The organism is Vibrio splendidus (genome assembly GCF_001557875.1).
Classification (GTDB): domain Bacteria; phylum Pseudomonadota; class Gammaproteobacteria; order Enterobacterales; family Vibrionaceae; genus Vibrio; species Vibrio splendidus_F.
The window spans coordinates 339,445-361,698 of the sequence record NZ_LNRF01000001.1; the positions used below are offsets into that span (position 1 = coordinate 339,445).

At 45.1% G+C, this 22,254-nt stretch carries 24 protein-coding genes; 18 read left to right on the forward strand and 6 right to left on the reverse strand.

Annotation, left to right across the window (positions count from 1 at the left end; all coding sequences use genetic code 11):
- Window positions 1–51: 51 nt before the first annotated feature.
- From ATB74_RS01490 to ATB74_RS01535, 11 genes are all read left to right on the forward strand, one after another.
- Window positions 52–501: a head completion/stabilization protein gene (locus ATB74_RS01490; protein WP_061016054.1), complete on the forward strand. Its 450-nt coding sequence runs from the start codon at window positions 52–54 to the stop codon at window positions 499–501.
- Window positions 501–965, forward strand: a complete 465-nt coding sequence (locus ATB74_RS01495; protein ID WP_061016056.1) for a phage tail protein — start codon at window positions 501–503, stop codon at window positions 963–965. Before ATB74_RS01490 ends, ATB74_RS01495 begins: the two co-directional genes overlap by 1 nt.
- A complete protein-coding gene (locus ATB74_RS01500) occupies window positions 962–1,501 on the forward strand; it encodes a phage virion morphogenesis protein (protein WP_061016058.1) in 540 nt (179 codons plus the stop codon). Before ATB74_RS01495 ends, ATB74_RS01500 begins: the two co-directional genes overlap by 4 nt.
- Window positions 1,501–1,719: a DUF2635 domain-containing protein gene (locus ATB74_RS01505; protein WP_061016060.1), complete on the forward strand. Its 219-nt coding sequence runs from the start codon at window positions 1,501–1,503 to the stop codon at window positions 1,717–1,719. Before ATB74_RS01500 ends, ATB74_RS01505 begins: the two co-directional genes overlap by 1 nt.
- A complete protein-coding gene (locus tag ATB74_RS01510) occupies window positions 1,719–2,855 on the forward strand; it encodes a phage tail sheath subtilisin-like domain-containing protein (RefSeq protein WP_061016062.1) in 1,137 nt (378 codons plus the stop codon). The genes ATB74_RS01505 and ATB74_RS01510 overlap by 1 nt, the downstream gene beginning before the upstream one ends.
- 3 nt (window positions 2,856–2,858) lie before the next feature.
- Window positions 2,859–3,224, forward strand: a complete 366-nt coding sequence (locus tag ATB74_RS01515) for a phage tail tube protein (protein ID WP_061016063.1) — start codon at window positions 2,859–2,861, stop codon at window positions 3,222–3,224.
- A gap of 11 nt (window positions 3,225–3,235) precedes the next feature.
- Entirely contained in the window at window positions 3,236–3,961 is a 726-nt protein-coding gene (gpM, locus tag ATB74_RS01520; RefSeq protein WP_061016065.1) for a phage terminase small subunit, read from the forward strand.
- The gene (locus ATB74_RS01525; RefSeq protein WP_004737238.1) at window positions 3,945–4,229 is read left to right on the forward strand and encodes a phage tail assembly protein; all 285 of its coding nucleotides are present in this window, start codon (window positions 3,945–3,947) and stop codon (window positions 4,227–4,229) included. Before gpM ends, ATB74_RS01525 begins: the two co-directional genes overlap by 17 nt.
- A 32-nt stretch (window positions 4,230–4,261) precedes the next feature.
- Window positions 4,262–4,381: a GpE family phage tail protein gene (locus ATB74_RS23605; RefSeq protein WP_258182968.1), complete on the forward strand. Its 120-nt coding sequence runs from the start codon at window positions 4,262–4,264 to the stop codon at window positions 4,379–4,381.
- A gap of 36 nt (window positions 4,382–4,417) precedes the next feature.
- Window positions 4,418–6,313: a hypothetical protein gene (locus ATB74_RS01530; protein WP_061016067.1), complete on the forward strand. Its 1,896-nt coding sequence runs from the start codon at window positions 4,418–4,420 to the stop codon at window positions 6,311–6,313.
- Between the two features lie 141 nt (window positions 6,314–6,454).
- Complete coding sequence (locus ATB74_RS01535; RefSeq protein WP_061016071.1) at window positions 6,455–6,673, forward strand: hypothetical protein; 219 nt, start codon at window positions 6,455–6,457, stop codon at window positions 6,671–6,673.
- 311 nt (window positions 6,674–6,984) lie between these two features.
- Here the strand turns inward: ATB74_RS01535 and ATB74_RS01540 are convergent, their stop codons facing one another.
- Window positions 6,985–8,817 (reverse strand): ABC transporter ATP-binding protein, encoded by a 1,833-nt coding sequence (locus ATB74_RS01540; RefSeq protein ID WP_061016074.1) that lies wholly within the window; start codon window positions 8,815–8,817, stop codon window positions 6,985–6,987.
- A 584-nt stretch (window positions 8,818–9,401) separates the two neighbouring features.
- On the opposite strand from ATB74_RS01540, the gene ATB74_RS01545 reads away from it, so the two are divergent.
- From ATB74_RS01545 to ATB74_RS01575, 7 genes are all read left to right on the forward strand, one after another.
- Window positions 9,402–10,376 carry an arginine deiminase-related protein gene (locus ATB74_RS01545; protein WP_061016075.1) on the forward strand — a complete coding sequence of 325 codons (975 nt, stop codon included), beginning with the start codon at window positions 9,402–9,404 and terminating at the stop codon, window positions 10,374–10,376.
- 146 nt (window positions 10,377–10,522) lie between these two features.
- Window positions 10,523–11,356, forward strand: a complete 834-nt coding sequence (locus ATB74_RS01550) for a LysR family transcriptional regulator (protein WP_060980798.1) — start codon at window positions 10,523–10,525, stop codon at window positions 11,354–11,356.
- A gap of 159 nt (window positions 11,357–11,515) precedes the next feature.
- Window positions 11,516–12,661, forward strand: coding sequence for a DUF1214 domain-containing protein (locus ATB74_RS01555; protein WP_061016077.1), 1,146 nt, complete (start codon window positions 11,516–11,518; stop codon window positions 12,659–12,661).
- A 115-nt stretch (window positions 12,662–12,776) separates the two neighbouring features.
- Complete coding sequence (locus ATB74_RS01560) at window positions 12,777–13,601, forward strand: hypothetical protein (RefSeq protein ID WP_061016080.1); 825 nt, start codon at window positions 12,777–12,779, stop codon at window positions 13,599–13,601.
- Window positions 13,602–13,741: 140 nt separating this feature from the next.
- Complete coding sequence (locus ATB74_RS01565) at window positions 13,742–15,436, forward strand: alkaline phosphatase family protein (protein ID WP_061016082.1); 1,695 nt, start codon at window positions 13,742–13,744, stop codon at window positions 15,434–15,436.
- 218 nt (window positions 15,437–15,654) lie between these two features.
- Complete coding sequence (locus ATB74_RS01570; protein WP_061016083.1) at window positions 15,655–16,740, forward strand: DUF1214 domain-containing protein; 1,086 nt, start codon at window positions 15,655–15,657, stop codon at window positions 16,738–16,740.
- Between the two features lie 138 nt (window positions 16,741–16,878).
- Window positions 16,879–17,670 carry a LysR family transcriptional regulator gene (locus ATB74_RS01575; RefSeq protein ID WP_061016085.1) on the forward strand — a complete coding sequence of 264 codons (792 nt, stop codon included), beginning with the start codon at window positions 16,879–16,881 and terminating at the stop codon, window positions 17,668–17,670.
- Between the two features lie 70 nt (window positions 17,671–17,740).
- Here ATB74_RS01575 and ATB74_RS01580 read toward each other — a convergent pair whose 3' ends face one another.
- From ATB74_RS01580 to ATB74_RS01600, 5 genes are all read right to left on the reverse strand, one after another.
- Window positions 17,741–18,772 (reverse strand): HlyD family secretion protein, encoded by a 1,032-nt coding sequence (locus ATB74_RS01580; protein ID WP_061016087.1) that lies wholly within the window; start codon window positions 18,770–18,772, stop codon window positions 17,741–17,743.
- A gap of 3 nt (window positions 18,773–18,775) precedes the next feature.
- Window positions 18,776–19,282 (reverse strand): magnesium transporter, encoded by a 507-nt coding sequence (locus tag ATB74_RS01585; protein WP_244270896.1) that lies wholly within the window; start codon window positions 19,280–19,282, stop codon window positions 18,776–18,778.
- 72 nt (window positions 19,283–19,354) lie between these two features.
- Window positions 19,355–20,116, reverse strand: a complete 762-nt coding sequence (locus tag ATB74_RS01590) for a hypothetical protein (protein ID WP_061016089.1) — start codon at window positions 20,114–20,116, stop codon at window positions 19,355–19,357.
- Entirely contained in the window at window positions 20,113–21,030 is a 918-nt protein-coding gene (locus ATB74_RS01595) for a LysR family transcriptional regulator (protein ID WP_061016090.1), read from the reverse strand. Before ATB74_RS01595 ends, ATB74_RS01590 begins: the two co-directional genes overlap by 4 nt.
- A gap of 89 nt (window positions 21,031–21,119) precedes the next feature.
- A complete protein-coding gene (locus tag ATB74_RS01600) occupies window positions 21,120–21,977 on the reverse strand; it encodes a hypothetical protein (protein WP_061016093.1) in 858 nt (285 codons plus the stop codon).
- Window positions 21,978–22,254: the final 277 nt, after the last annotated feature.

The following is a 22,254-nucleotide window of genomic DNA, read 5'->3' on the forward strand; positions in this document are numbered from 1 at the left end:
CTGTTATTCGCGATTGTCGGCCTGCATTCCCTAACCCTGTAAGGATACATCATGGAATTTGTCGGTGATAAAAACGAGCTCTATGAATCTGAGTTGCCAGCCACGGCTAAATATCCAGTACTAAAGATTTCAGAGTTTCAGTCTCTGTTCCATTTCCAAAGTAATGAAACAGAGGCAGGTATTCTGCATCACGCTACGGTGTCACGCATCAAAGTGCATTCTGAACTTAAAGACACCTTAACCCCCTTTGCTAGTTTGACGGAGTTATCTCAAGAACGCTTTGGTAATGATGACTCGGCCGAAACACTTTATAAGCAGGCCGTATTCGCACTAACCGCCGCTCAACTAATCAGTGTGCAAATGAGTGGTGACACCACCGCCGAAGCGGCAGACAGACAAGAAGCGCTCACCAGTAAGAAAGAAGAGTGCGAAGTGCAGTACCGCCAAGCCATAGACATGTTGATTCACGCAGAAGAAACCTACTGCTTTGAGAGGGTGTAATGAAAGCGCTGCAAAGCTTAACTGACCTATTCAAAAGCCATGTGACCGATGCGGCCAAAATGGATGTGTGGGCGGAAGATGGCGCCCTATTTTGTGGTCAGGGTGCGGATGTCGATGGGTTTGAAATTGAGTATACCGCCATCGTTTTCTTGCAAAGCGCCAAGCTAGAGCCGCAAGTGTTGTTTATGCAATTAGTCAGCTGGCTCAACAAGTACGACCCAGAGCGAGCGGAAAAAGGCTTGCCCATGCCGACGTTCGCGCTAGAGCCTCTCGACAAAGGTGCGTTTGATCTCAAGCTGAAAATTGATATTCGTGAAGAGTTCGACCTTCAAGAAAACGAACAAGGCAATTGGAAGCAAGGTGATACCCGTTATGAATGTGTCAGTGGATTTGAAGCGCGAGCCGATGAAGACCAACTCGGTAAATTGGTCTACTTTGTCGGCCACTTAGATGATTTGCCATGAGTGAATTAACCCTCGCGACGCCTGAGCAACTGACTCAAGTTGTGGAAAGTTTGGTGCTGACGGCCAGTGATAAGTTTGAACTGAACAAACGGATGGCCAACCGCGCAAGACAATTCTTTCGTCAGCAAATTCGAGCTCAGCGAGATATAGACAATAACCCGTACCAAAGCCGAACGCGGCGAAAGGCAACCCAACTATGGGATGGCACTCAAGCGCAGAACACCGTGAACAATAAAAACATGTTGCTGGGTTTTGGCAAGGCGTTAAGAACTCATGTGACAGAAGAGAGCTTTGAGGTTGGCCTAAAAGGCATCGCAGGTCGCATTGGCCAAGAACACAACCAAGGCGCTCAAGTGTCGTTTACGACTCGCGTTAATGGTCACTACAACAGTAAAACAGGTCAATGGACAGGTGGCGTGAAAACCAAACGCAATTACCAAATGCCCAAACGAACCTTCATTGGTTGGACGCCTGCTCTAGAGCGAGAGTTACTCGCCATGGCAGCGGAACACTTTGCACTAGAGGATGCAGCGTAATGGATAAACAAGAAGTCGAGAAAACCGCGCTACCCACTTTCAAAATTAAGCCAGCGACAACAAGTTTGATCGTGAAAGACCCCACAACCCGAGAGCCACTGAAAGCGGCAGGTGAAGATAAACCTCGTAACGCTTACTGGCTACGTCGACTCGCTGAAAAAAGTATCGTGGTCATCGATAAAACAGCCAAGCCCACAGCCCAAAAGGAAACTAAATAATGAGTATTGGTTTTGCTGAAGTACCAAGCACCGCTCGCGTTCCCGGTGTCTACATTGAAATTGACAATAGCCTGGCAAACAGCGCAGAAGACTTGCAAGTTGTCTTGGCGATCGGTAATGCGGTTAGTGACGCAACGGTCGCGCCCAACAAAATCACGCTTTGTATGGATGAGACGATTGCTGCAGCTTCGTTTGGTGCCAATAGCGACATAGTGGAAATGATCACCTATTTCCGTAAGCAAGATAAAACCATGCCTATCTTTGCGGTCAGTGTTGAAGATAGTGATACCGCAAGCGCCTTAGCCGCATTGGGGGATGTTCAATATCACCACATCATGTGTTCATTGAACGACAGCACCACCATTCGTGAGTTAGGGACTTTTCTTGAAGAGCGATATGGCGCATTAGAGCAAGTACCAGGCATCGCGTATCTACCCAAGAAAGGCACACACGCAGAGCTCATCACCTTTGCACCAACAAGCAACTGCGCGTTAATCAACTTTCTGCCCATCAATAACTTGGGTGACTCTGCAGAAGCGCCACTGTCTGACGCGGCAGCGATTGGCGCATGGGTTGGTCAAATCGCCCCCTCACTGGCTATCGACCCTTGTAGACCCCTGCAAACGCTCAAGTTGAACGGTGTTTACTCACTGGCAGCACAAGAATGGGACTGGGCTGAACGTAACCTCTTTTTGTATGAAGGGTTAAGTACCTACACGGTGAACTCAGCGAATGAAGTGTTAGTCGAGCGCGCCGTTACCGCTTACACGGAAAACGCAGCTGGCGTAACGGACAACAGTTACCTTGATGTCATGACACCGGCAACCGCCATGTATTTTCGTCAGAAACAGCGTTCATTGATCTTAAGTGTCTACCCTCGCCACAAGGTAGCGAAAGACGGAACCAAGTTCGCCAAAGGTCAGCCGATTGTGACGCCGACCATGTTCAAAGCCAAGCTGTTGACCTTGTATCGAGATTTGGAATACCAAGGCATCGTGCAAGATTTCGATGGCTACAAAAAGTCGCTCATTGTCGAGCTAGATGAAACCAACAAGCAGCGCGTCAACTACCAAGATTCACCGCAGTTCGTGAACGGTTTGATTATCGTTGCAGGCAAAATTCAATTTAGGAAGTAAGTCATGGGAACAAAAATTACTAGCCGTGCTGTCCTTAACGCAGGCTCATTAGGGCGCCTTCCCATCAAAGAAGGGGCGGAATATGGCCTCGGCAACATGAAGCGCGAAACCATAATGGGTGACGATGGACCTTTGGGTTTCTCTGAGCAATTCTCGGATGCGCCTTTTATCAAATGCACCATCATTCACGCTCAAGACACCGATGAGAAAGCCATTGCAGATTTTGTGGGTGAAGACATCACTTTAGAAACGAACACAAACCGCGCTTACACCTTGAAAGGCGCATGGACAGTCGACCCGCTTACGGTTGCGATAAAAGATGGTCAGCTTGAAGTGCTCTTCAACGGTGACGAACTCATCCCGCAGTAAGGAGAAAGAACATGTTATCCATACTGATGAAACGAGAGGCTCAGAAGGCAAAGCCAGAGCCGGTTAAAGCCTTTGAAGCGATCGACAGTGTTGACGCTATGAACGAGTCAACAGTAAGCCAAGCCGTTCGCACCGCTTTTGCTGATAGGCCCTGGGAAGAAACGCAACTCGTGTTTAAGCAAGACCAAAGCTACTTGCGCACCTTGTCGGGTTCGAAAGAGAAAGATCCGTACAAGCAAGAGCTCATTAACAAGTACCGACCATTGGTTGAAAAGCTACTGGACACTCACAAAGGCGACTACGGCAACCTTGATGTGATGTGGTGCTTTTATATGTGGCACTTTGACCTTGGCCAGTTTGAAGAGATCCACGATGACTTTCGATCGGCCATCGATGGCGGATTAGAAACACCGGCTAATTTCAAAGTGAATGGTCAAACGGGCTTCTGTGACTACGTCTTTAAGTACACGCACAAAGCGCACACTGAAAAGAAAGCGTACAAGCGCGAATACCTGCTTAAAGCCGTCAATGATTTACTGGCGGGTGAGCTTGCTACCAACCCCCCACTCAAAGTGAAAATGTTCCGCCTTGTCGGTGACTGGCACTTTGAAGCAGGCGACAAAGAAAAAGCGCACAACTTGTTTGAGCTAGTGATGAAGCTAGATCCAAACAAAGGCGGTGTGAAGAAAAAACTAGAAGCATTACAAAAGGAGCTTGGCTATGACCAACCCCATTAAAGACGAGTCACAAGTCAAGGTCGCGGAGCTGGCCTCGCCTATTGAAAAAGACGGCAAAGCGCTGACGCATATTGATATCAGCAAGCCACACTCTGGGCATTTGCGCGGGTTGAGCTTAATAGATGTGTGCGGAATGAAGTTTGAAGCAGGACAAACGCTATTGCCTCGAATCTCTTGCTTGAATGAGCGTGACATTATCAATATGCCTCCAGAGAACTGGGCACCATTACTCACGACACTTGCCTCTTTTTTCGTCGCGACGGAATAGTAATAGAGCGAGTTGAAGACTATTACGCAGATATCGCCCTTGTGTTTCATTGGCCCCCAAGCGAAATAGACAAACTCAGCTACGACGATCTATTACTGTTTCGAGAGCTAGCCAGGCAAAGGCACGAACAAACACCACAAGAGAGCGAATAAGCTCTCTTTTTTTGTATCAACAAAAGGCTATCCAGAATGAAAATGAAACTGTCTGTTCTCATGGATATGAAAGATAAAACTTCAGCCGTTCTCAAAGGGATGAGTGGCGAGAGTGACTATTACGCCAAGTCCATCAAAAAGGTACAGAAGACACAGGCTGATGATTCTGCCGCAATGGGGATGATTGACTCGTTAAAAACGTCACGAAAAGCAATGGACAAGAACGCCATTGCTGTTGCTGCAGTCAGCGAAAAGCTTGAGGAGTTAAAAGTAAAAGCAGCAGGCGTTGAATCCCCAAGCGCTGCGCTCACGGAGAAAATCACAAAGCAGCAAGCTAAGCTGAGCAAACTGAACACTGAGCAAGAGGGTTACAAATCCCATTTAGAGAAGCTCGATACCCAGTTAAAAAAGACAGGAGTAAATACAGGGAATCTCGATGATGAGTACGACCGACTGAATCGAAGTTATAAGAAGCACGGTAAGGAAATTGGAAGGCTTAGTAAGCGTTATACCACCTTACAAAGAGTCATGAACCCGATTCAAAAGCTGAACCGTTCAATCAAGTTTCCAAAGGTCGGCGCTGCAGCGGCAGGAAAAGGAGCCGCGCTTTTAAGTGGGTTGAGCTTTGCTGGGTTAGTGACACAAGTGAATGGCGCGGCAGGTGAAATGGACAACCTTGCAAAGACATCGGCGACCCTAACCTTACCTATTGAAGAACTCCAAGCTATGCAGTCCCAAGCTGAACATGCAGGGGTAAGCTCTGACGCACTGTCTAACTCCATGCTTCGTTTTACCAAGCGACTTGGCGTGCTGCAACAAACGGGCTCAGGTGCATTAGGCTCTTACCTCAAGAAGAGTGATAACGCGCTGCATAAAGACTTACAAGGAGCAAAAGACACCAAGCAGGCTTATGAGATGCTCCTTGAAGAGTTCTCTCAGCTTGAAACGCCGCAAGAGCAAATGGCCTTTGCCGATGCGGCCTTTGGACAAGACGGTCGCAAGATGCTGATCATGTTGCGTGAAGGCACCGAAGGATTAACGGCAGCACGAAAAGAACTCAATGCATTGGGTGGCGGTGCGACTGCAGAAGATGCGGCGAAAGCGGAAGCCTACAATGATGCTCTGCAAAAAATAGAAGAAAGCGTTCGCTCTATGAAGTTTGCAGCACTTGCCCCCATCATGGAAAAAGCGACCAAAGCATTCACCCAGTTTTCGGAGAAGTTTAAGAACGTAGCCTGGCGAACCGATTTTATCGAAAAGCTGATCCAAACCGTAGATGGTCTTTATCAAGGCTTTGAACTGCTGGGTAAAGGGCTTATTTGGTTAGCGCAAAACTTTAAAGGGATTCTGGCGACGGTCGCCATTCTAAAAGTGGCGTTGATTGCTTTGAATGCGGCTGTTCTGGCAAACCCCATCGGGCTCATAGTAGCCGCTGTTGCCGCTGCAGTAATCGCCATCACTTATTTAATCGATAAGTTCATTGGCTTAGACAAAGTCATTAAATGGATTGGTGACAGCATTGGTTGGTTGTGGGATAAATTCAAAGCGCTAATCAACAAACTGCCGGATGCACTCATCCCTGATGGGTGGAAAATTCAAACTGATGAAGCTGGTCAAGAAGTTGATAACTTAGCCGCTAAGCTCAATCGTATTGAAGATAAGAGCGCGACGCTTGGCATTACGACCAATGAAACCCAAAACAAAACTGAGCGAACCCAAACCGAGCGGGGATACCACGCTTATCAAGCTGGAGGGGTTCAGCCTATGAAGCAAAGCACAGCTTATAGTCCTCTAGGTAACCAAACCGTGAAAAGCAAATCTGAAGTGTCATTGACCATCAAGTCAGACAAACCAGTCGCAATTGAAAAAGCTAAGAGCGAAAAGGGAACTGACTTGAACTTAGATGTGGGGAATATGGCGACGAGTTTTTGATTTTCCAAATTGGAGTGTCAGAAATCGGCAAAGGCGCGTATGACGTGATCCTATTCTCGAAACAAATAGCTCGCAAAAACACCTGTTTACTACTGTATATGTATACAGTATTATTCTTGTAACGTTGGTAGGGGTATTTGTATGTCTAATAAAAAAGAACTGTTTCAACAATCGCTTGAGATCATTATTGATGGTATTTCCATGAGTGAGTCGCGTGCGGGAAGTGCACAGGTAGGGTGCTACTTAATGGGCTTGTTGATAGCAGATAATAAAGGTGAATTAGACGCAGACAAAGTGAAAGCGATACAGTCAATTATCGAAATGGCCGCTGAATCTGACACTCCAAAATTTCAACTTTGAGTTGGATACACAATAATAAATAGATTGTCAGTCGGTATAAATTGCGCTCTTTTGTAGGGCGCTTTTTATTTCGATGAAGAGGTTAGAGGGCGGCCAAGTTCCCCCCGAACTTGACCTATCCAGACGCAGCAAGCAAAGGCGTTTGGGGTAGATATATATTGATAATCTACATGCTTGATGTTTGGTGTGTAAACGCTCAATAAAAATGGAACCATTACGGTAGATGAAAAATAGCGGCAAAATAAAAAACCTGCCGCCACTTTATCGCCACTTGGTGATTAAAATTACTTTAACTGATTGTTTTTAATTGGTTATTCTTCCACACCAATAAATCCACCGGTTTGGTGATTCCATAGTTGTGCATAAATACCATTCTGGTTAATTAACTCTTGGTGCGTGCCTTCTTCGACGATATTACCTTGGTCGAGCACGATCAAGCGGTCCATCGCGGCAATAGTCGACAGGCGGTGTGCAATCGCGATAACCGTTTTGCCTTCCATTAGCTCAATCAAGCTCTCTTGAATCGCTGCCTCTACCTCAGAATCGAGTGCAGAAGTGGCTTCATCTAGAACAAGTAATGGAGCATTTTTCAGAAGAACACGTGAGATAGCGACACGTTGACGTTGACCACCAGAAAGCTTAACGCCACGTTCCCCCACTTGAGCATCGTAACCAACATTGCCAAACGGGTCGGTTAGGGTTTCGATAAACTCATGAGCGTGCGCTTGTTTAGTCGCCGCGTATACCTCTTCGTCTGATGCTTCAGGCCGACCGTAAAGAATGTTGTCTTTGATCGAACGGTGCAGCAGTGAGGTATCTTGAGTCACCATACCTATGTTGCTGCGCAGCGAATCTTGGGTAACACTCGAGATCTCTTGGTCATCAATCAGGATGCGGCCACTTTCTACATCGTGGAAACGCAGCAGTAAGTTGACTAGGGTCGACTTACCTGCACCTGAACGGCCAACCAAGCCCACTTTTTCACCCGGCTTAATGTTGAGATTTAGGTTGTTAATTACACCCTTATTCTCACCGTAGTTAAAGCTCACGTTGTCGAAGTGGATACCGCCTTGTGGAACGTCCAAAGGCTTTGCGTCTTTCTTGTCTTCAATAGCGATGGGCTTAGACAAGGTTTTAATACCATCGATTACAGTGCCTAGGTTTTCAAACAGACCACCGATTTCCCACATGATCCATTTCGACATACCGTTAATACGTAGAGCCAAACTGACCGCAATCGCAATCGCACCTACGGTGATCGCGTTATCTAACCATAGGTAGATAGAGATACCCGCAATGCTGAACACTAATAAGTAGTTAGCGAATTCAACGCAGATATTGAAGCCGGTTACTAAGCGCATTTGGCGATGGACAGTATCTAAGAAGCCTTCCATACCTTCTTCGGCGTATTCGGTTTCTCTCTTGCTGTGTGAGAACAGTTTCACAGTTGCGATGTTGGTGTAACTATCAACAATACGACCCGTCATCAGCGAACGAGCATCCGCTTGCTCGGAAGAAACGTCTTTTAGCTTTGGCACGAAGTGCAGTTGGATACCGATGTAAACGAATAACCAAATCAGCATCGGAGCCATTAAGCGCCAATCTGATTCTGCAAGCATGAACAGCATCGCCGTGAAGTAAACTGTCACATAGACAAACACATCGACCATCTTGGTCACGGTTTCACGCACCGCGAGCGAGGTTTGCATCACTTTGGTGGCGACACGTCCGGCGAAGTCATCTTGATAGAAGGACAGGCTTTGCTTCAAAAGGTAACGGTGCGCTAACCAACGAATCGACATTGGGTAGTTGCCTAGCAAAGTTTGGTGAAGTAATAGAGAGTAAACACTGATCAAGATTGGCATCACAACCAACAATAGAATACCGAGCCCCATCAATGTCGACTCGTTGTCTGCTAAGAAAGTGTCTGGGTTGCTTGTTGATAGCCAGTCAACCAGTTGCCCCATGTAACCGAACAGCGCGACTTCGATGATCGCGATGGTCATGCTCATCAACCCGAGCAAGATCAATGGTTTTTCGAAACCTCGGGTGTAATGGCGGCAGAATGCCAGTATTCCAGTAGGAGGTTGTATCGGTTCTCCCTTTGGAAAGGCTTCAGTAAAGCCTTCAAATTTCTTGTACATAGATTTCCCTTTATAAACTAGTGCATCTATAAGCGACTGCATCGTTGGTGCAGCTTTGTTTTTATAGTCTTGATTTAAATTTAACTGTCTTAGTTTGAAATTATATAAGCGCCCATGGGTTCTTATCAGTATTAAGTCATTCGATGGATTTTGTTCTAGCGTTTATTTAAGCACTTGGCTTTTAACACTAAAACTTTGTCGAAGCGATGCAGGAAAGGTCCAAAGAGTGTCTTTCATGACGCTTATTTTAGATTGAATTAGACAGGAAAAGTTAAGCTTATTTCAAACGTAATTGATTGTTATGCAACGGTGATAATCCTAACGTTAAATGGATTGAATTGTAATCAAAACTCGTGATGGGCGAGAAAATGGAATCAGAATATTTATCCATAAAGTGACTTAACGAATATGCATACAGTTGGTTCTTTCTGATGTGCTGTTATCTTGCAGTAAAAATTACCGATTAATCTAAGATTTGCAGTAATTGTTTGGGATAAATATTCAAATCATTATTCTTTTCAGTGAATCTTGTCGTAACAAGTTGTTTACAATTCTGAGGTAAATAAAAGATAGGGACGGTTGAAATGTTAAACCTACATAAAAAATCACTGCATATTACTAATGTTCAAAACGCCAATTGCGTTGTTATGGTGCCGCCAAAAGAGTTTAAATTTAACGAAGAAACAGCACGTGATAACGAGTTTCAGCACAGAGTCGATCTGACTGAAGCTGAGGTAAAGTTAGAAACTATGGCCGAATTTAAGGCGATGGTCGCTTCGCTACGTAAAGAAGGTGTGCAAGTTGTGGAGTTTGATTACCCTGAATTGGGTGTCGAAACCCCTGATGCAGTGTTCCCAAATAACTGGTTCAGTACTTGTAGTGATGGAAGCTTATTCACTTTCCCTATGGCGTGTGAAAACCGTCAAAATGAAGTTAAGCCGAATGCGCTTATTGAAGCGTTGGAAGCGTCTGGTCGAATTGTTAACCACAATGAGTCTCTAGAGTCTTATATCGCGCAAGGTTCTTACTTAGAGAGCACGGGTGTGATGGTTATCGACCATATCAACAAGACCATCTATGCGGCGCTTTCTCAACGTTGTGACCGCGAGGTATTAGAAGATTACGCAAAGCGCATTGGCTATTCTCGCGTGGTTTCTTTCCAAACTGCGCTGCCGTCTGGTCAGCCGATCTACCATACCAATGTAATGATGGCGATTGGTGATAACTTCTGCGTGATCTGTGATGAAGTGATCCCTGAATTTGAGCGTCGCTTTGTAGTGAAATCTCTTGCCAAAGACAAGCAGGTTATCTCTATCTCAATCGATCAGATGAACCGATTCTGCGGCAATATCCTACAACTGGAAACCGTGAATGGCGACAAGGTGATTGCCATGTCTCAATCGGCTTATGATGCGTTTTCTCCAGCTCAACTCGCGCAACTTTCGACACACGGTAAGCTGCTACCATTTAACGTGAAAACGATCGAAGACATTGGTGGTGGTTCGGTGCGATGCATGTTGGGTGAGGTGTTTTTACCAACGCGAGTGAATCGTTTGTAGGTCTGCTTTCGACATTTCTGTTTAAGTTATTCAATACCACTCTTTGTTAAAGGGTGGTATTTTTGTTTTAGGGTGTAACCTCTTTCCCAAACACTTAAAAGAGTCACCAAACGGCGACTCGACTTAACGACTAACGGTTGGAATGTATGGACTTAAATCTAATTATCCCTTTCTTACGTGTTTACGAACTCAACAGCATTACTCAGGCTGCTGACGTTTTGGACGTTACCCAGCCAGCTATGTCTGCAAGCATTAAACGTCTAGAACAACAGTTGGGTAAAGCGTTGTTTGTTCGTCATGGTCGCAGGCTTGAGCCCACATCTGATGCTCACGCCCTTGCTGAACATTTTAAAGAGATAGAACATAGACTTGAGTTAGCGCTGGATAAACCCAGAGAGTTCACCGTCTATGCTCCCGAACACATCGTGATTCAGCTGCCAGTGATTGAAGGGGTGAAGTTAATTGAGAACCCGTTGTCTGAGTATCTTGTTCTTGACCACTTACGTCACGATAAGATCGACATGGCGATTGAGTCCCGCTTTAAGCAAGAAAAAGAGCAGGCATTTGTGTATGAACATATTCAGGAGATAGGCCTTGTTTACGTTTGCCGTCAAGACCATCCAACAATCGGAGATTCAGTTACGTTAGAAGAGTTTTACGATCTTGAACACGTGACGCTGACTTATACGGTGCGTGAGGTCTCTGGTATTGAGAAGCTAGCTAAAATGAATCTGCCGAGGAAGATTGTTAAGCAGGTAACAAGTCCAAGCTCGATGCTGCTGTGTGTGCGACACTCCGATGCTATCTGTGCAACTAATGATAACGACCCGTTAATCGAGGAGCTTGGATTGAAGAAGATTCAGGTGCCTTTCCCTATTGACCCTATTCAAGTTGATCTGGTCTATCATAAAAAATACTCAAATAATCAAAGCCATGCGGAAATTCGCGCTCAGCTTCATCAGTATCTGAAAAACATATAGCGCCCTACCAAACGATCTTTTTACTTGATTATCTATCTCTACATAAACCGTGTTTATGTAGAGCATTAATTACCGCTACTACTTCCTCTCAATATTTCTAATTACATTAACCATATCACCGTTACTGGTAAAAATTAGAAATTTAACGAGGAAACTGTAATGAAAAAGACCATCTTAGCGACGTTAGTTGCTGCTACCTCTTTCGGTGCTGTTGCATCTACTCCAGCTTATGAAGCGAACTCTGAGTTTTACTCAGCTGAGTCGATTGAGCTTATGAGCGCTATTGATTCTTCTGGTTGGGCTGTTAATCCTGAAGATCACGGTATGACGGCTCAAGAATTTGTTCACCAAGAAGCTCGTTTCTTCATCAATAACTTTGTTAACAACTTCAAAGCAGGCTGGAATAACGTACACAACTTCCGTCAGCTTAACCAAGTTGGTGACACATGGGTTGTAACACCTGCGCTTGATCACCTGTACTCTGTAGGTGGTGTCGATACTTCCAAGCCATTTTCTGTAACTGTTCCTTCAAACGGTGATAAGTTCCAGTCTCTACACATTCAAACTTCAAACCACACAATCCCAGTGTACGAAGTTGAAGCAGGCACTTACCACTTCACTCCAGACATGTTCGATACTCGTTTCGTAGCAATCGGTATCCGTCTAGCTACTGACGGTACTGAAGAAGATATGGCTCGCCTACGTGTTCTTCAAGACCAAATCGAAATCGTTGGTGGTGGTGACGGTGAAGGTTTCGAAGCTCCTGATCTCGACCGCATGTTCAAAGTACGTGCAGCATTGATGGAAGGGTACAATAACCACTTATCTGTTGCTCAAGACAAGCACATCGAGTGGGATATCTCTGACGTAACTAACTGGGAAGGTCTAACATACGCAAACGCTGGGGCTTGGGGTCTATCTCCACACGATACAGCAATGTACCCAGTATACGCTAAAGAAGGCGTTAAAGGCGGTGAGTGTTACACAGCGACATACCGCGCCCCTAAGTCAGTGGACCCACGAGGTTACTACTCTATCACTGTTTACGGTGAAGATAAGTTCCTAATGACCAATGAGAACAATATCGTATCAACGAACCAAGGCCTAACGACTAACGAAGACGGTACATTCACCGTGGTATTCGGTGGCGAGCAGTGTGGTGAATACGCTGAAAAAACTGGCGTAAACTACGCAGCAACTCCTGCTGATAACTGGGGCTTCACACTACGAGTGTACCTACCAGATGTAGCTGACGTTCAAGACTGGGAAGCTAACATGCCAGAAATCCAGCCACTAAAAATCTAACACTCTTATCGTTACTTAAGTTACTTGATTAAAAGTGATCGTTTCGCTCATGGATGAGCAATTTCAATTGCAGTAATACGCGTATAAACATGCGCGTCTAACCAAGGATTCATCCATGAAAATTGACTTAGATACATTTGTGCCGCGCACATTAGCGGTAGGCATTGTTACAGCTCTAATTTGTGTTCCTTCTGTCGCAAAAGCAGAAGACTCTGTCCAAGACATGAGTGACCCACTGGCTGTTTACACTCAGGCCGGTGCAGGCTACAGCGATAAAGGACTGAACTTAAAGTTTGGTCAAACTTACGATACGGGTTCAGACACCACGATGGGGATGAACGTTTTAGAAGTGAAAGGGATCGCTGGTGATGCCATTGGCTTCCGTGATAACGATAAATCCAAGTTCAAAGATGTCGATGATTCAATAGACTCGGTACGTTTCCGCAACTTTACTGTCGACCTAACCAATGGTCGAGGCGCTCAAGTTGACGTGAACTATAACTTCGATACCAACCAAGGTTCTGCATCGTATAGCTTCATTCAAGCGTTGCCAAAGTTTGGTCCTGTGAACTTATATCCTCTAGCAGGAGCAGGTATTGCCGCAGGTGAGCCTCTAACTGATAAGTCTCGCTCTGATGCCGATGAACTGCATGACCGTTATGACATGCATGGCACATTTTATGTCGCGGGTATGTACGCGAAAATAGAAATTACCGACAAGATCTGGCTGAACTATAACCCGATGTACATGGGAACTATTGGTGGCTCAGATACCTACAAAAATGGTGCGTTCTACGGTGACAATTCAATCATGACTCACGAGTTTGCAGCGTCATACCAAATCAACCCACGCCTCAATGTTCGCTACTTTGCGAACTGGAATGAAGAAGTTGATTTCGAAGATGGCGATCACCGCGTCGAATTTAACTACCAATTCTAGGTGTCTCTTGATGGCTATACGAATTATGTCAGTTAAATCATAAGACAAGAGGTTCCTGAAATGAGAAGCCGTTATTGCTTCTCATTTTTTTGTAGTCACTACCAACAACGTACCAATATAAATATCTGTAGGATCTTTTTATGAGCACGTACCATCCATTAGTTCTTGGGCTCGCTGCGTTCAGTGTCGCGCCCGTCTTATTAGCCAATGAGCCCACTCAGCCTAAACTCATTTTACAAATCACCGTTGATGCATTGCGTGGCGATTTACCCGAACGGTATCGAGATAATATGGGTGAAGATGGGTTTAACTACTTACTCGATCATGGGCTTCATTATGCCAATGCCCATTATCAACACGCCAACACGGAAACCATTGTAGGACACGCAGCCCTTGCAACAGGAGCGCCACCGTCAGTGAACGGAATGGTCGGAAATGTCTGGTTCGACCGACAAATGGATCGAAAGGTTTATAACATTGAGGATGTTGAGCGTAATGAGCTTGCTACTGATGTTGAAACTGAAAAAGCCATAGAGATAGATGATACACAGGCGATTGCCTTAAGTAGCGGTCGCTCTCCGGTGAACATTAAATCCTCGACTTTTAGTGATGAATTGGTCAAAGCCTCTAACGGGCAGTCACGCTCTTTCGCCGTATCATTCAAAGATCGCGGCGCTGTGCCACTGGCTGGTGAGCTTGGAAAAGCCTTCTGGTTCTCCAAGAGTACGGGCGGCTTTGTGACGAGTGATTACTATTACGATAGTTATCCTGATTGGGTAACCGATTGGAACAAGCAGGACTTTATTCAGCAGTACAGCAATCAACGTTGGGAACTATTGAAACCTCGTGAGGAATACTTGTTTGCTCAAGAGGGTGACGTGAGTTTCAAAACAGAGATTGCGACCTTCCAACGCAGCTTTCCGTATCCTTTTGGACCGGCAAGTTTTCCCTATTTTACGACCATGCTGAGCTTGAGCCCTGCCGCAGACGATATTGTAGCGGACTTTGCTAAGTCACTAATTAATAAAGAGCAACTTGGTAAAGGTGAGTTTACGGATTATCTTTCTGTGAGTTTCTCCGCAACAGACTACGTGATTCACGCGAATGGTCCCTCTAGTCTTGAGGCTGAAGATACTCTGCTGCGTTTGGATCGCACTTTCGCGGATCTGTTTAGCTATGTCGATAGTTATGTTGGGCTAGAAAACACCTTGATTGTGTTGTCTGCTGACCATGGTGCGCCAGACAGCCCGAGCTACATTACTAATCATGGTTCTACCGAAGGGCATTACTTCGGTGCCAATACGCTTGAAAAAAGTGGCATCTTTGATAAAGCAAAAACGCGCTTCGGAGTCGGAGAGGAGCTTTTTGAAGCGTTCGAAAACCCGAACTTTTATCTCGATCACAAGGTAATACAACAGCACAAGCTGGACTTATCAGAGGTGCAACAGTTTCTATCTCAGGAGCTCAATAAGATCGAAGGCATTGAATTTGCATTTACAGCAAACGCGATTGAAACCGGTCGCCTACCTAACACACGAATAGCGGCACTCGTTGAAAACAATTACTACCCGTCTCGCTCAGGCGATCTCTATTTAGTGTTTAACCCAGGCGTATACATCAATGAATTTGATAGCCTCTCTGTTGCTTCCGTTCATGGCTCGCCATGGCGATATGATACTCATGTGCCGGTTATTTTTGCTGGAAGCGGTATTAAAGGTCATAAGATTTATCAGGAAGTGACGCCTTATGATATCGCGCCAACCCTATCGGCAATCTTAGGTATTGCTCCACCATCAGGATCAACAGGTCAAGTTCTATTAGAACCTGTTGAATAGCGCACGTGCGAGTAGAGCAGTGGTTAATTTCTGTTAATTACTGCTCTATTTACTTTGTATGTAAATGTGGAAATCGTCTCCCGTTGTGACATAAACAGTGCTTATAAGCAGCATAGCCCCCTCTACCTACTTCCATTAATACGTACTCGTTATATTTACCACAGAACAATTAAGTCAATTATCCTGGCTACAAGGAGGTAGCCCAACGAGGAACAATTATGAAAAAAACAATGTTATCCGTGGCCATCGCTGCAACGTCTTTTGGTGCTATCGCTGATGGTGGTGTAGGACAAAATGGTGTCGCTCTACCAAGCAACACGTCTTTCTCTGAAAAAGGCGGTGTTGAAGTCACGCTCGATAACCTAATCCAAGCTGAAACGGCAAAATACTTTTCCGAAGAAATTGCTTTGTATGGCGGTAATGAGTTCCGTCACGAACGTTCCGGTATCGACCTGAATAACCAAACCATCATTCGCTCAAACTTCGATGCTATCTACTCTTACGGTGTATTTGATGCTTCTGAAGGTGTGACAATAAGTATGCCTGAGGGCGAGCTGTATCAGTCAGTACAAGTTTTTGATGAAAACCACGTGACACTGGGTGTTGCTTACCCTGGTGAAGTCATGACTATTGATGCTGATCAGCTGACGAAAGGCAATCATGTTTACCTGTTTATGCGTACCCAGCCTAAGTCATTTGATGACGCTGGCATGGCAGAAGTGAACGTAAGACAAGATAAAGTAAAGGTGACCAATTCAGCTAAGACGGATTATGTATCACCAGTCCAATATGATGTAGAAAGCTTCAATAAGCTAAGAACGGACATCATTCGTCGTGCTCCAGCTGAGGTCGTTATCCACAAAGGCTTTATTACTGACCTTGCAGATATCGAATACCCACATTACCACATGGCAAATACGGCAGGTTGGGCGGGGCTTACAGCACAAGACGCCTTCTACTTTGTTGTGATGCCAGGTGATGAAAATTCCCGAGCAGCAAAGTGCTCCACAATGACATTTGACGCACCTGAACTTCAATATGATCGTTCGGCATTTTGGTCTCTGACTGCTTATGACGCGAATGGCTGGGTTGTGACTGACACATTCCGTATGAACTCTACAGATGCGACTCAGAACGAAGATGGCTCATACACAGTGAGCTTCAACTGCGGTGCCAACGCAATCAATAATATTGAGACATCTGAGAACTGGAACGCTCTGTTCCGTAACTACCTTCCAGTGAGTCTAGATTCAATTCTGGATTTCCAGAAAGAAGTCACTTCTTCCTTATCTATTGCTCAATAGGGCGTTTTCTGTGATGCGAGCTCAAGGGAGCTCGCTTTTTTTGTGCCTGAGTAAACAGCAGTGTGTGAGTTCTTATGTTTTGGTCTCTTAATCGCATATTACGTTTACTTTGCGACGATTTATTAATGAGGTCCAGCTATGAATGACTTAAATACATTGCATGTTTTTGTTTCGCTGATGAAAACGCAATCCACGAGTCGCACTGCGATGGCTATTGGTCGTTCTCAGTCTTACGTTTCAAAGGTTCTAGCGAAGTTGAGAGAAGACTTGGGTGATCCTCTATTTCTACGCAACTCAACAGGGTTAACCCCAACGACTTATGCTGTTTCTATAGAGCCGAAAATCAGTGCTGCACTGGGGCAGTTAAACCAAGCATTAGAACCCGAAAAGTTTGACCCTAGACAACTAGAAACGGTCACGCTGCACATTGCAGAGCCTTATTTAGTCACTAGAGGAAAAGCGATAATTCAAGCTATTAGAAGTCAGACGAATGCCGTCATTGATATTCGTACATGGGGAGACACCAGTGAGAGTTTGATCTTGCAAGGAGAGGTCGATCTAGGAGTACACGTACTAAGTGATAAGCCTCAGAGCTTCTATCAAAAACGTCTTCACCGTGGTTCTGGAGCATTTATTGGCAACGTTGAGTCTAAACAATACGTTAAATTTGTCGTTCCTGGTGTTAATGACCAAATACATCACTTTCATAAGCTTGACCCTACGATTGAGCCTCAAGTATTTGTCGATAACTATCAGTTAATGTCGCAGTTAATGGATGAATTCTATACGTTGCAATATTCGAAAGTGATGGATGAAACCCAGCCGGACTTGAGCCTAGAGGTGGCTTTGATCATGAAGTCGTCGCGTCGTTATTCCCCTCAAACACAGTGGCTGTGTGATTTAGTCACACCTATTCTTAATCAAGAGTGAGGCAGTTTTGTTGTTCATGTGCGAAAAGAGAGGCTAATTTAGGCCTCTCTTTTTGTGACTTCTCTGTGAGCTATAAAGCCGAAAGATAAGCTTTATAGGCTTTGAGTCGAACGGTCACTCCGCCAATAATGTCCATGAAGCCGAGCATAGGGTGAGGCTTGGTCGCTGATACCCAACCAGAACCAGTCGCTCCGATAGGAATGTTATAGCCTTCTGGCTCATCAAACTCGATGACGACAGTTCGGCCATGATCATTCATGTTGTTGCCGACATGCTGTCTTACGTGTTGTGACCCGTTCATTACCGAAACCCTTGCTTCACCAGTACCGGTCGTCAGGCTATGGACACGGCCTCGGAAGATTTCACCCGGGTAGGCGTTGACGTAAAACTCCGCAAATTGCCCCACCTTGATGCGGCTATAGGTTTGGTCAGCTATGCGCATTTCAACAAACTTCTTATTTACATCGTATAGATGCATGTTGCCTACACGGGTGCCGTCAACAATGTTCGAAATAGAGAGTTGACCATCAAATGGAGCACGCACTTCACGGCGTTCATTCTGCCATTTTGCGGTCGCGATTTGCGCTTCAATATTTAGTATTTGAGCATGAGCAGAAGCCATTTTCGCGTTGGTGGTATCAATTCGAGTGCGAATTTCATCGCGTTGAGATTCTTGTGAAAAATCGCCCAGTTGCGTTAAGCGTTGCAGTGTTCGCTTATCATTGTTTACTTGATGTGTGAGCGCTAATATTTCTGCTTGTGCGGCTTGTTTTTGAGCTTCTAGCCCTTTCATTTGCGATTCAGTATCGACCGAACGTAGTGTGTAAATCAGGTCGCCTTTATTTACGAACTGGTTGTGATCGACAAACACTTGCTCAACCTCCTGACCGATCAATGGGCTTAACACTGCATGAGGCGCTTTGACTGTCGTACTGTCGGTGAGGTCAGCAGGAGACCAGAACCTGTGGGCGGTAAATAGAGCGAAGGCGAGTAACACACCAATGCCGACGATGATTGTCGCGTTTTTCAGTGTCCAGCGAACAATTCCTGCTTTAACTAAAATCCAACAGATTAAGATGTAGGGAAGCATGATCTCTTTCATGGGTTACTCCTTAGCAGTCTTGGTTGTTGAATTGCCGTTGCGGATGATGCCCGAAATCGCGTCAGCGAGGATATCCCAGCGGGCAAAGGCAATGATGATGGCGAGCACCCACCATGTTTTATCGATAAACAGGCCACATAAGGAGAGCGCAAAGACGATTTGAGTATGCGCACTCGACATCTTGGCGGCTCTATGGACTGCTATTTCGTGTAATTCCCACAACAGATATAAGACATAAACGAGGATGGCGACTGTGACAAAAAACACGAAGCCCATAAAGACCTCTGAATCGAGCAATTTTAATATCGTCGGGTGACCATCAATGAAATAGTTCTCTGGTAAGGATTTGCCATGAATGGTCCCAAGTTTGGATAAGCCGACAGATGCTCCAATGAGAGCACCGATTATCACGCAAGATTTGACTATAAACTTGGTGATGGTAAAGAAGCCATTCTTTATCTTTTTACCGAAGCTGTCCTTAGCGTCGTTGGTTTGATTGTAGTGAAACATAGCGGTTGTCACTCAGTGATTGGATGACATACACGATACTTAGTTATTGGTGAAGTTTGGGAATAGCCGATATTACGAGGCAAAGGTGTTGTTTTTCAGATATTGATCTTTTGTTTTTTCAAGAAGCCTAAAGGTAAGTAGCAATTGTTTTGACAATCTATTGTTGCGGAACTTGACTATGATCGCAGGGACCCATAAACCCAGTTTTAACAAGGTGAGTATCGAGTTCATGTATTGTGCAGAGTTAGCCCCTGATACTTTTAACCAACGCAGTAAGAGATGTACACGAGTGGATTGAGATACTCCATACAAGCGGTATGAATCTAATATTAAGAGGAATGCATCACGAGCCTTCAATTTAGGACACTTGCTGACTTTTGCTTCTTCTAAGTCCAACAAGTGAACTCCTGATGTAGGGTGGTACACAATATCTCTCATACTTGGGCGACCATGAACGACCCCAGCTTGATGAAATTGAATTAAAGCATCAAAGGCAAGCGAAAGTTGGGTTGCGTTAGCTGCTTTATTACAGCGGTCAATTCTCATACCTTGGTCTTCGGTAATGAAAAAGTGACGGGTATGATAAACAATTTTTGGGACAGGTAACCCCAAGCTTTGAAAATGTTGGTGGTGTGCGAGTTCGTGTTGGAAGCGAGCCTGAGGGCATAACGCGGAACTCAATTGCCAATGTTTTAGAACTCCCAACTTAGTAGAGAGGTGATGAATTGCTCGATTTAACCATCCTCTTTTGTCTTCACCACATCGTTTGACCCAGACTTTTTTATTGCCAAGCTGCGCTGAATACACAAACCCGAGTTTGTTGGAAATGTTCATAGGTTTTTATCTTTTACTAGGTTTGCTAAAAGCTCATTTAACCAGTTCACTACGGGTTTATTCGCATTTTTATACGCCACACTACTCACCACATTCGCATTGGGTATATGTGCGCCACTAAAGTCTAGTTTTAGTGGAACGAGACCGGTATAACCCGTGTTCATTTTTAAAGAGGCGGGCAAGAGCATGTTATTTGTACGAGCGACTTGCATTGCCAAGTGTAAGCTATCGGTTTGCAAGCGAATGAGAGGGGAGCGCTCTGAGCGACCGAATACTCTATTTAGGTGAGTGTTCTTTTCATCCCAGCCCGGCAAAGTCAGTGAAATAAAACCATATTCTAATGCGGCTTCTATAGAGATGCTGTCGAGCTGGGCAAGTGGATGATTCTCTGAAGCCAGCACGACAAATTGATCCTTTGCGACCATCTTTTGCGTGATTGATTTTGGAAAATGGTCACTGTAATAGTTCACTCCCATTAATACTCGCCCATCTAAGATCTGCTCGACGGCCGTAGATTCCCAGCTTTTTAAGTACCAAGTCGCATTTGGTGCTTCGGCAGATAAACGTGTAAACAATTCGGGACCAAATCGTGACTGGATTGGGCGATTGATGCAGATCTGAATCTTACCTTTTAGTTGTACTGGCTCGAACTTTTGGTTGGCACTGATGGCATCATCAATTTCGCTGATGATATTGGGTAGGCGAGATAGCAAGTGTTCGGCAAAACTAGTGGGCTGTAACTTTCCAGATGCGCGAACAAAAATTGGGTCGTTGAGTGCGGTACGACACTTACTCAGCATACGAGCAACGGCAGATTGTGATAGGTCTAGTCGCTCGGCGGTCACATAAGTGTTGCGAGTTTCGTTTAGGTCAATGAGCATTCTCATTGCTTTGAGGTCAATATTGTCAATCATCATGTTCCCATATTAAGCGAAGTCGAATGTAAGAATGGAATAAGTGTTATGAAACCAGAGTCCTTTCTGGTGTCATTTGGAGGAGCGGGTTAGAAACGCCAGTCGAAGCCGACAGAGATCTTGGTTTCCTCGCCACGCAAGTAGTCTTTATGAGGCATGTTGATGTCGTTCAGCTTAATGTTGGTGTATTTCGCTTCTAGGTAGATGTTGAAAATCGCGCCGCCAACCTCGGTTCGCGTACCTTGTAAGAGCATCAAATCCACCATTTCCATCTCTACGCCACCGTAGCTTGAACCACCAAAGGCTTGGAATACGGTGTAGAAGGTATCGTTCCATGGCTGAAGGCCGTATAAGTTGACCGACGCCATATGCGCATCATCCCCACCTAATACGTCTTTCACTGCGCTACCATTGATGTTCATAAGGGCATTATTAAGCGCGGTTTGACCTGTACCTGTTGAATATCCGCTCATGGAGTTAGGTACAATGGTTCCTTGGATGTTTTGCGCGATTTGGTCAGTGTCAAAATCGACGTACGAATAATTGACCGACGGGAAGAACATTGTCTTACCATTGGTAGCGGTCAATGGCAGCATGTAGCCCGCTGTGTACATGTCTGTTGTGTCGGTGAGATAAGTATCGACATAGACACCACCAAAACGTGAGTCGAAGTTCGCTAAGCGAAAACGGAAGTCCTCTGACTGCGTGAAATATTCACCAATCATGATGGTTTGAGTTTCTACACCATCGCCTCCGTAGAGGTTATTGAACCCTCCGCCCGCAACAAGCTTGATCTCGCCGTTATCATCAGAAGCGATACCACCACGCCAAGCCGTATTACGAGGGTCGGCATCGTGCACCTCATTTTCTGCTGCTGTTACTGAGTGAGACAGAGTAAGTGCTGAAATAACGCCAAGCGCGATGAGAGAGTGTTTGTAGTTAGTCATGTTATATCCTTTGTCACCAATTAATTGGTTTGAGTCGAATTTCGTTGTGGCGCTGATTATCAATAACAATTCGACTTGGATTAACACCTTTACTCGAGTTGTGAAAAGTCGCCTTTCGACTTAGCTGGTGATGGGTAAAGGTTTTCTGGCTAACTATCTGTTTTTGATTGAAATAGTAATAGGCTCTGGAGGGGCGGGGAATAACAAAGATCGAAGAATAACCCTTATTCCATTTGCGATATGACGCTTCGATATCTAAAGGTGGTTTAAGGTTTCT

Excerpts from the sequence above, each read along its gene's own strand:
- ATB74_RS01490 (WP_061016054.1), top strand. The coding sequence starts at position 52 with ATGGAATTTGTCGGTGATAAAAACGAGCTCTATGAATCTGAGTTGCCA.
- ATB74_RS01495 (WP_061016056.1), top strand. The coding sequence starts at position 501 with ATGAAAGCGCTGCAAAGCTTAACTGACCTATTCAAAAGCCATGTGACC.
- ATB74_RS01500 (WP_061016058.1), top strand. The coding sequence starts at position 962 with ATGAGTGAATTAACCCTCGCGACGCCTGAGCAACTGACTCAAGTTGTG.
- ATB74_RS01505 (WP_061016060.1), top strand. The coding sequence starts at position 1,501 with ATGGATAAACAAGAAGTCGAGAAAACCGCGCTACCCACTTTCAAAATT.
- ATB74_RS01510 (WP_061016062.1), top strand. The coding sequence starts at position 1,719 with ATGAGTATTGGTTTTGCTGAAGTACCAAGCACCGCTCGCGTTCCCGGT.
- ATB74_RS01515 (WP_061016063.1), top strand. The coding sequence starts at position 2,859 with ATGGGAACAAAAATTACTAGCCGTGCTGTCCTTAACGCAGGCTCATTA.
- gpM (WP_061016065.1), top strand. The coding sequence starts at position 3,236 with ATGTTATCCATACTGATGAAACGAGAGGCTCAGAAGGCAAAGCCAGAG.
- ATB74_RS01525 (WP_004737238.1), top strand. The coding sequence starts at position 3,945 with ATGACCAACCCCATTAAAGACGAGTCACAAGTCAAGGTCGCGGAGCTG.
- ATB74_RS01530 (WP_061016067.1), top strand. The coding sequence starts at position 4,418 with ATGAAAATGAAACTGTCTGTTCTCATGGATATGAAAGATAAAACTTCA.
- ATB74_RS01535 (WP_061016071.1), top strand. The coding sequence starts at position 6,455 with ATGTCTAATAAAAAAGAACTGTTTCAACAATCGCTTGAGATCATTATT.
- ATB74_RS01540 (WP_061016074.1), bottom strand. The coding sequence starts at position 8,817 with ATGTACAAGAAATTTGAAGGCTTTACTGAAGCCTTTCCAAAGGGAGAA.
- ATB74_RS01545 (WP_061016075.1), top strand. The coding sequence starts at position 9,402 with ATGTTAAACCTACATAAAAAATCACTGCATATTACTAATGTTCAAAAC.
- ATB74_RS01550 (WP_060980798.1), top strand. The coding sequence starts at position 10,523 with ATGGACTTAAATCTAATTATCCCTTTCTTACGTGTTTACGAACTCAAC.
- ATB74_RS01555 (WP_061016077.1), top strand. The coding sequence starts at position 11,516 with ATGAAAAAGACCATCTTAGCGACGTTAGTTGCTGCTACCTCTTTCGGT.
- ATB74_RS01560 (WP_061016080.1), top strand. The coding sequence starts at position 12,777 with ATGAAAATTGACTTAGATACATTTGTGCCGCGCACATTAGCGGTAGGC.
- ATB74_RS01565 (WP_061016082.1), top strand. The coding sequence starts at position 13,742 with ATGAGCACGTACCATCCATTAGTTCTTGGGCTCGCTGCGTTCAGTGTC.
- ATB74_RS01570 (WP_061016083.1), top strand. The coding sequence starts at position 15,655 with ATGAAAAAAACAATGTTATCCGTGGCCATCGCTGCAACGTCTTTTGGT.
- ATB74_RS01575 (WP_061016085.1), top strand. The coding sequence starts at position 16,879 with ATGAATGACTTAAATACATTGCATGTTTTTGTTTCGCTGATGAAAACG.
- ATB74_RS01580 (WP_061016087.1), bottom strand. The coding sequence starts at position 18,772 with ATGAAAGAGATCATGCTTCCCTACATCTTAATCTGTTGGATTTTAGTT.
- ATB74_RS01585 (WP_244270896.1), bottom strand. The coding sequence starts at position 19,282 with ATGTTTCACTACAATCAAACCAACGACGCTAAGGACAGCTTCGGTAAA.
- ATB74_RS01590 (WP_061016089.1), bottom strand. The coding sequence starts at position 20,116 with ATGAACATTTCCAACAAACTCGGGTTTGTGTATTCAGCGCAGCTTGGC.
- ATB74_RS01595 (WP_061016090.1), bottom strand. The coding sequence starts at position 21,030 with ATGATTGACAATATTGACCTCAAAGCAATGAGAATGCTCATTGACCTA.
- ATB74_RS01600 (WP_061016093.1), bottom strand. The coding sequence starts at position 21,977 with ATGACTAACTACAAACACTCTCTCATCGCGCTTGGCGTTATTTCAGCA.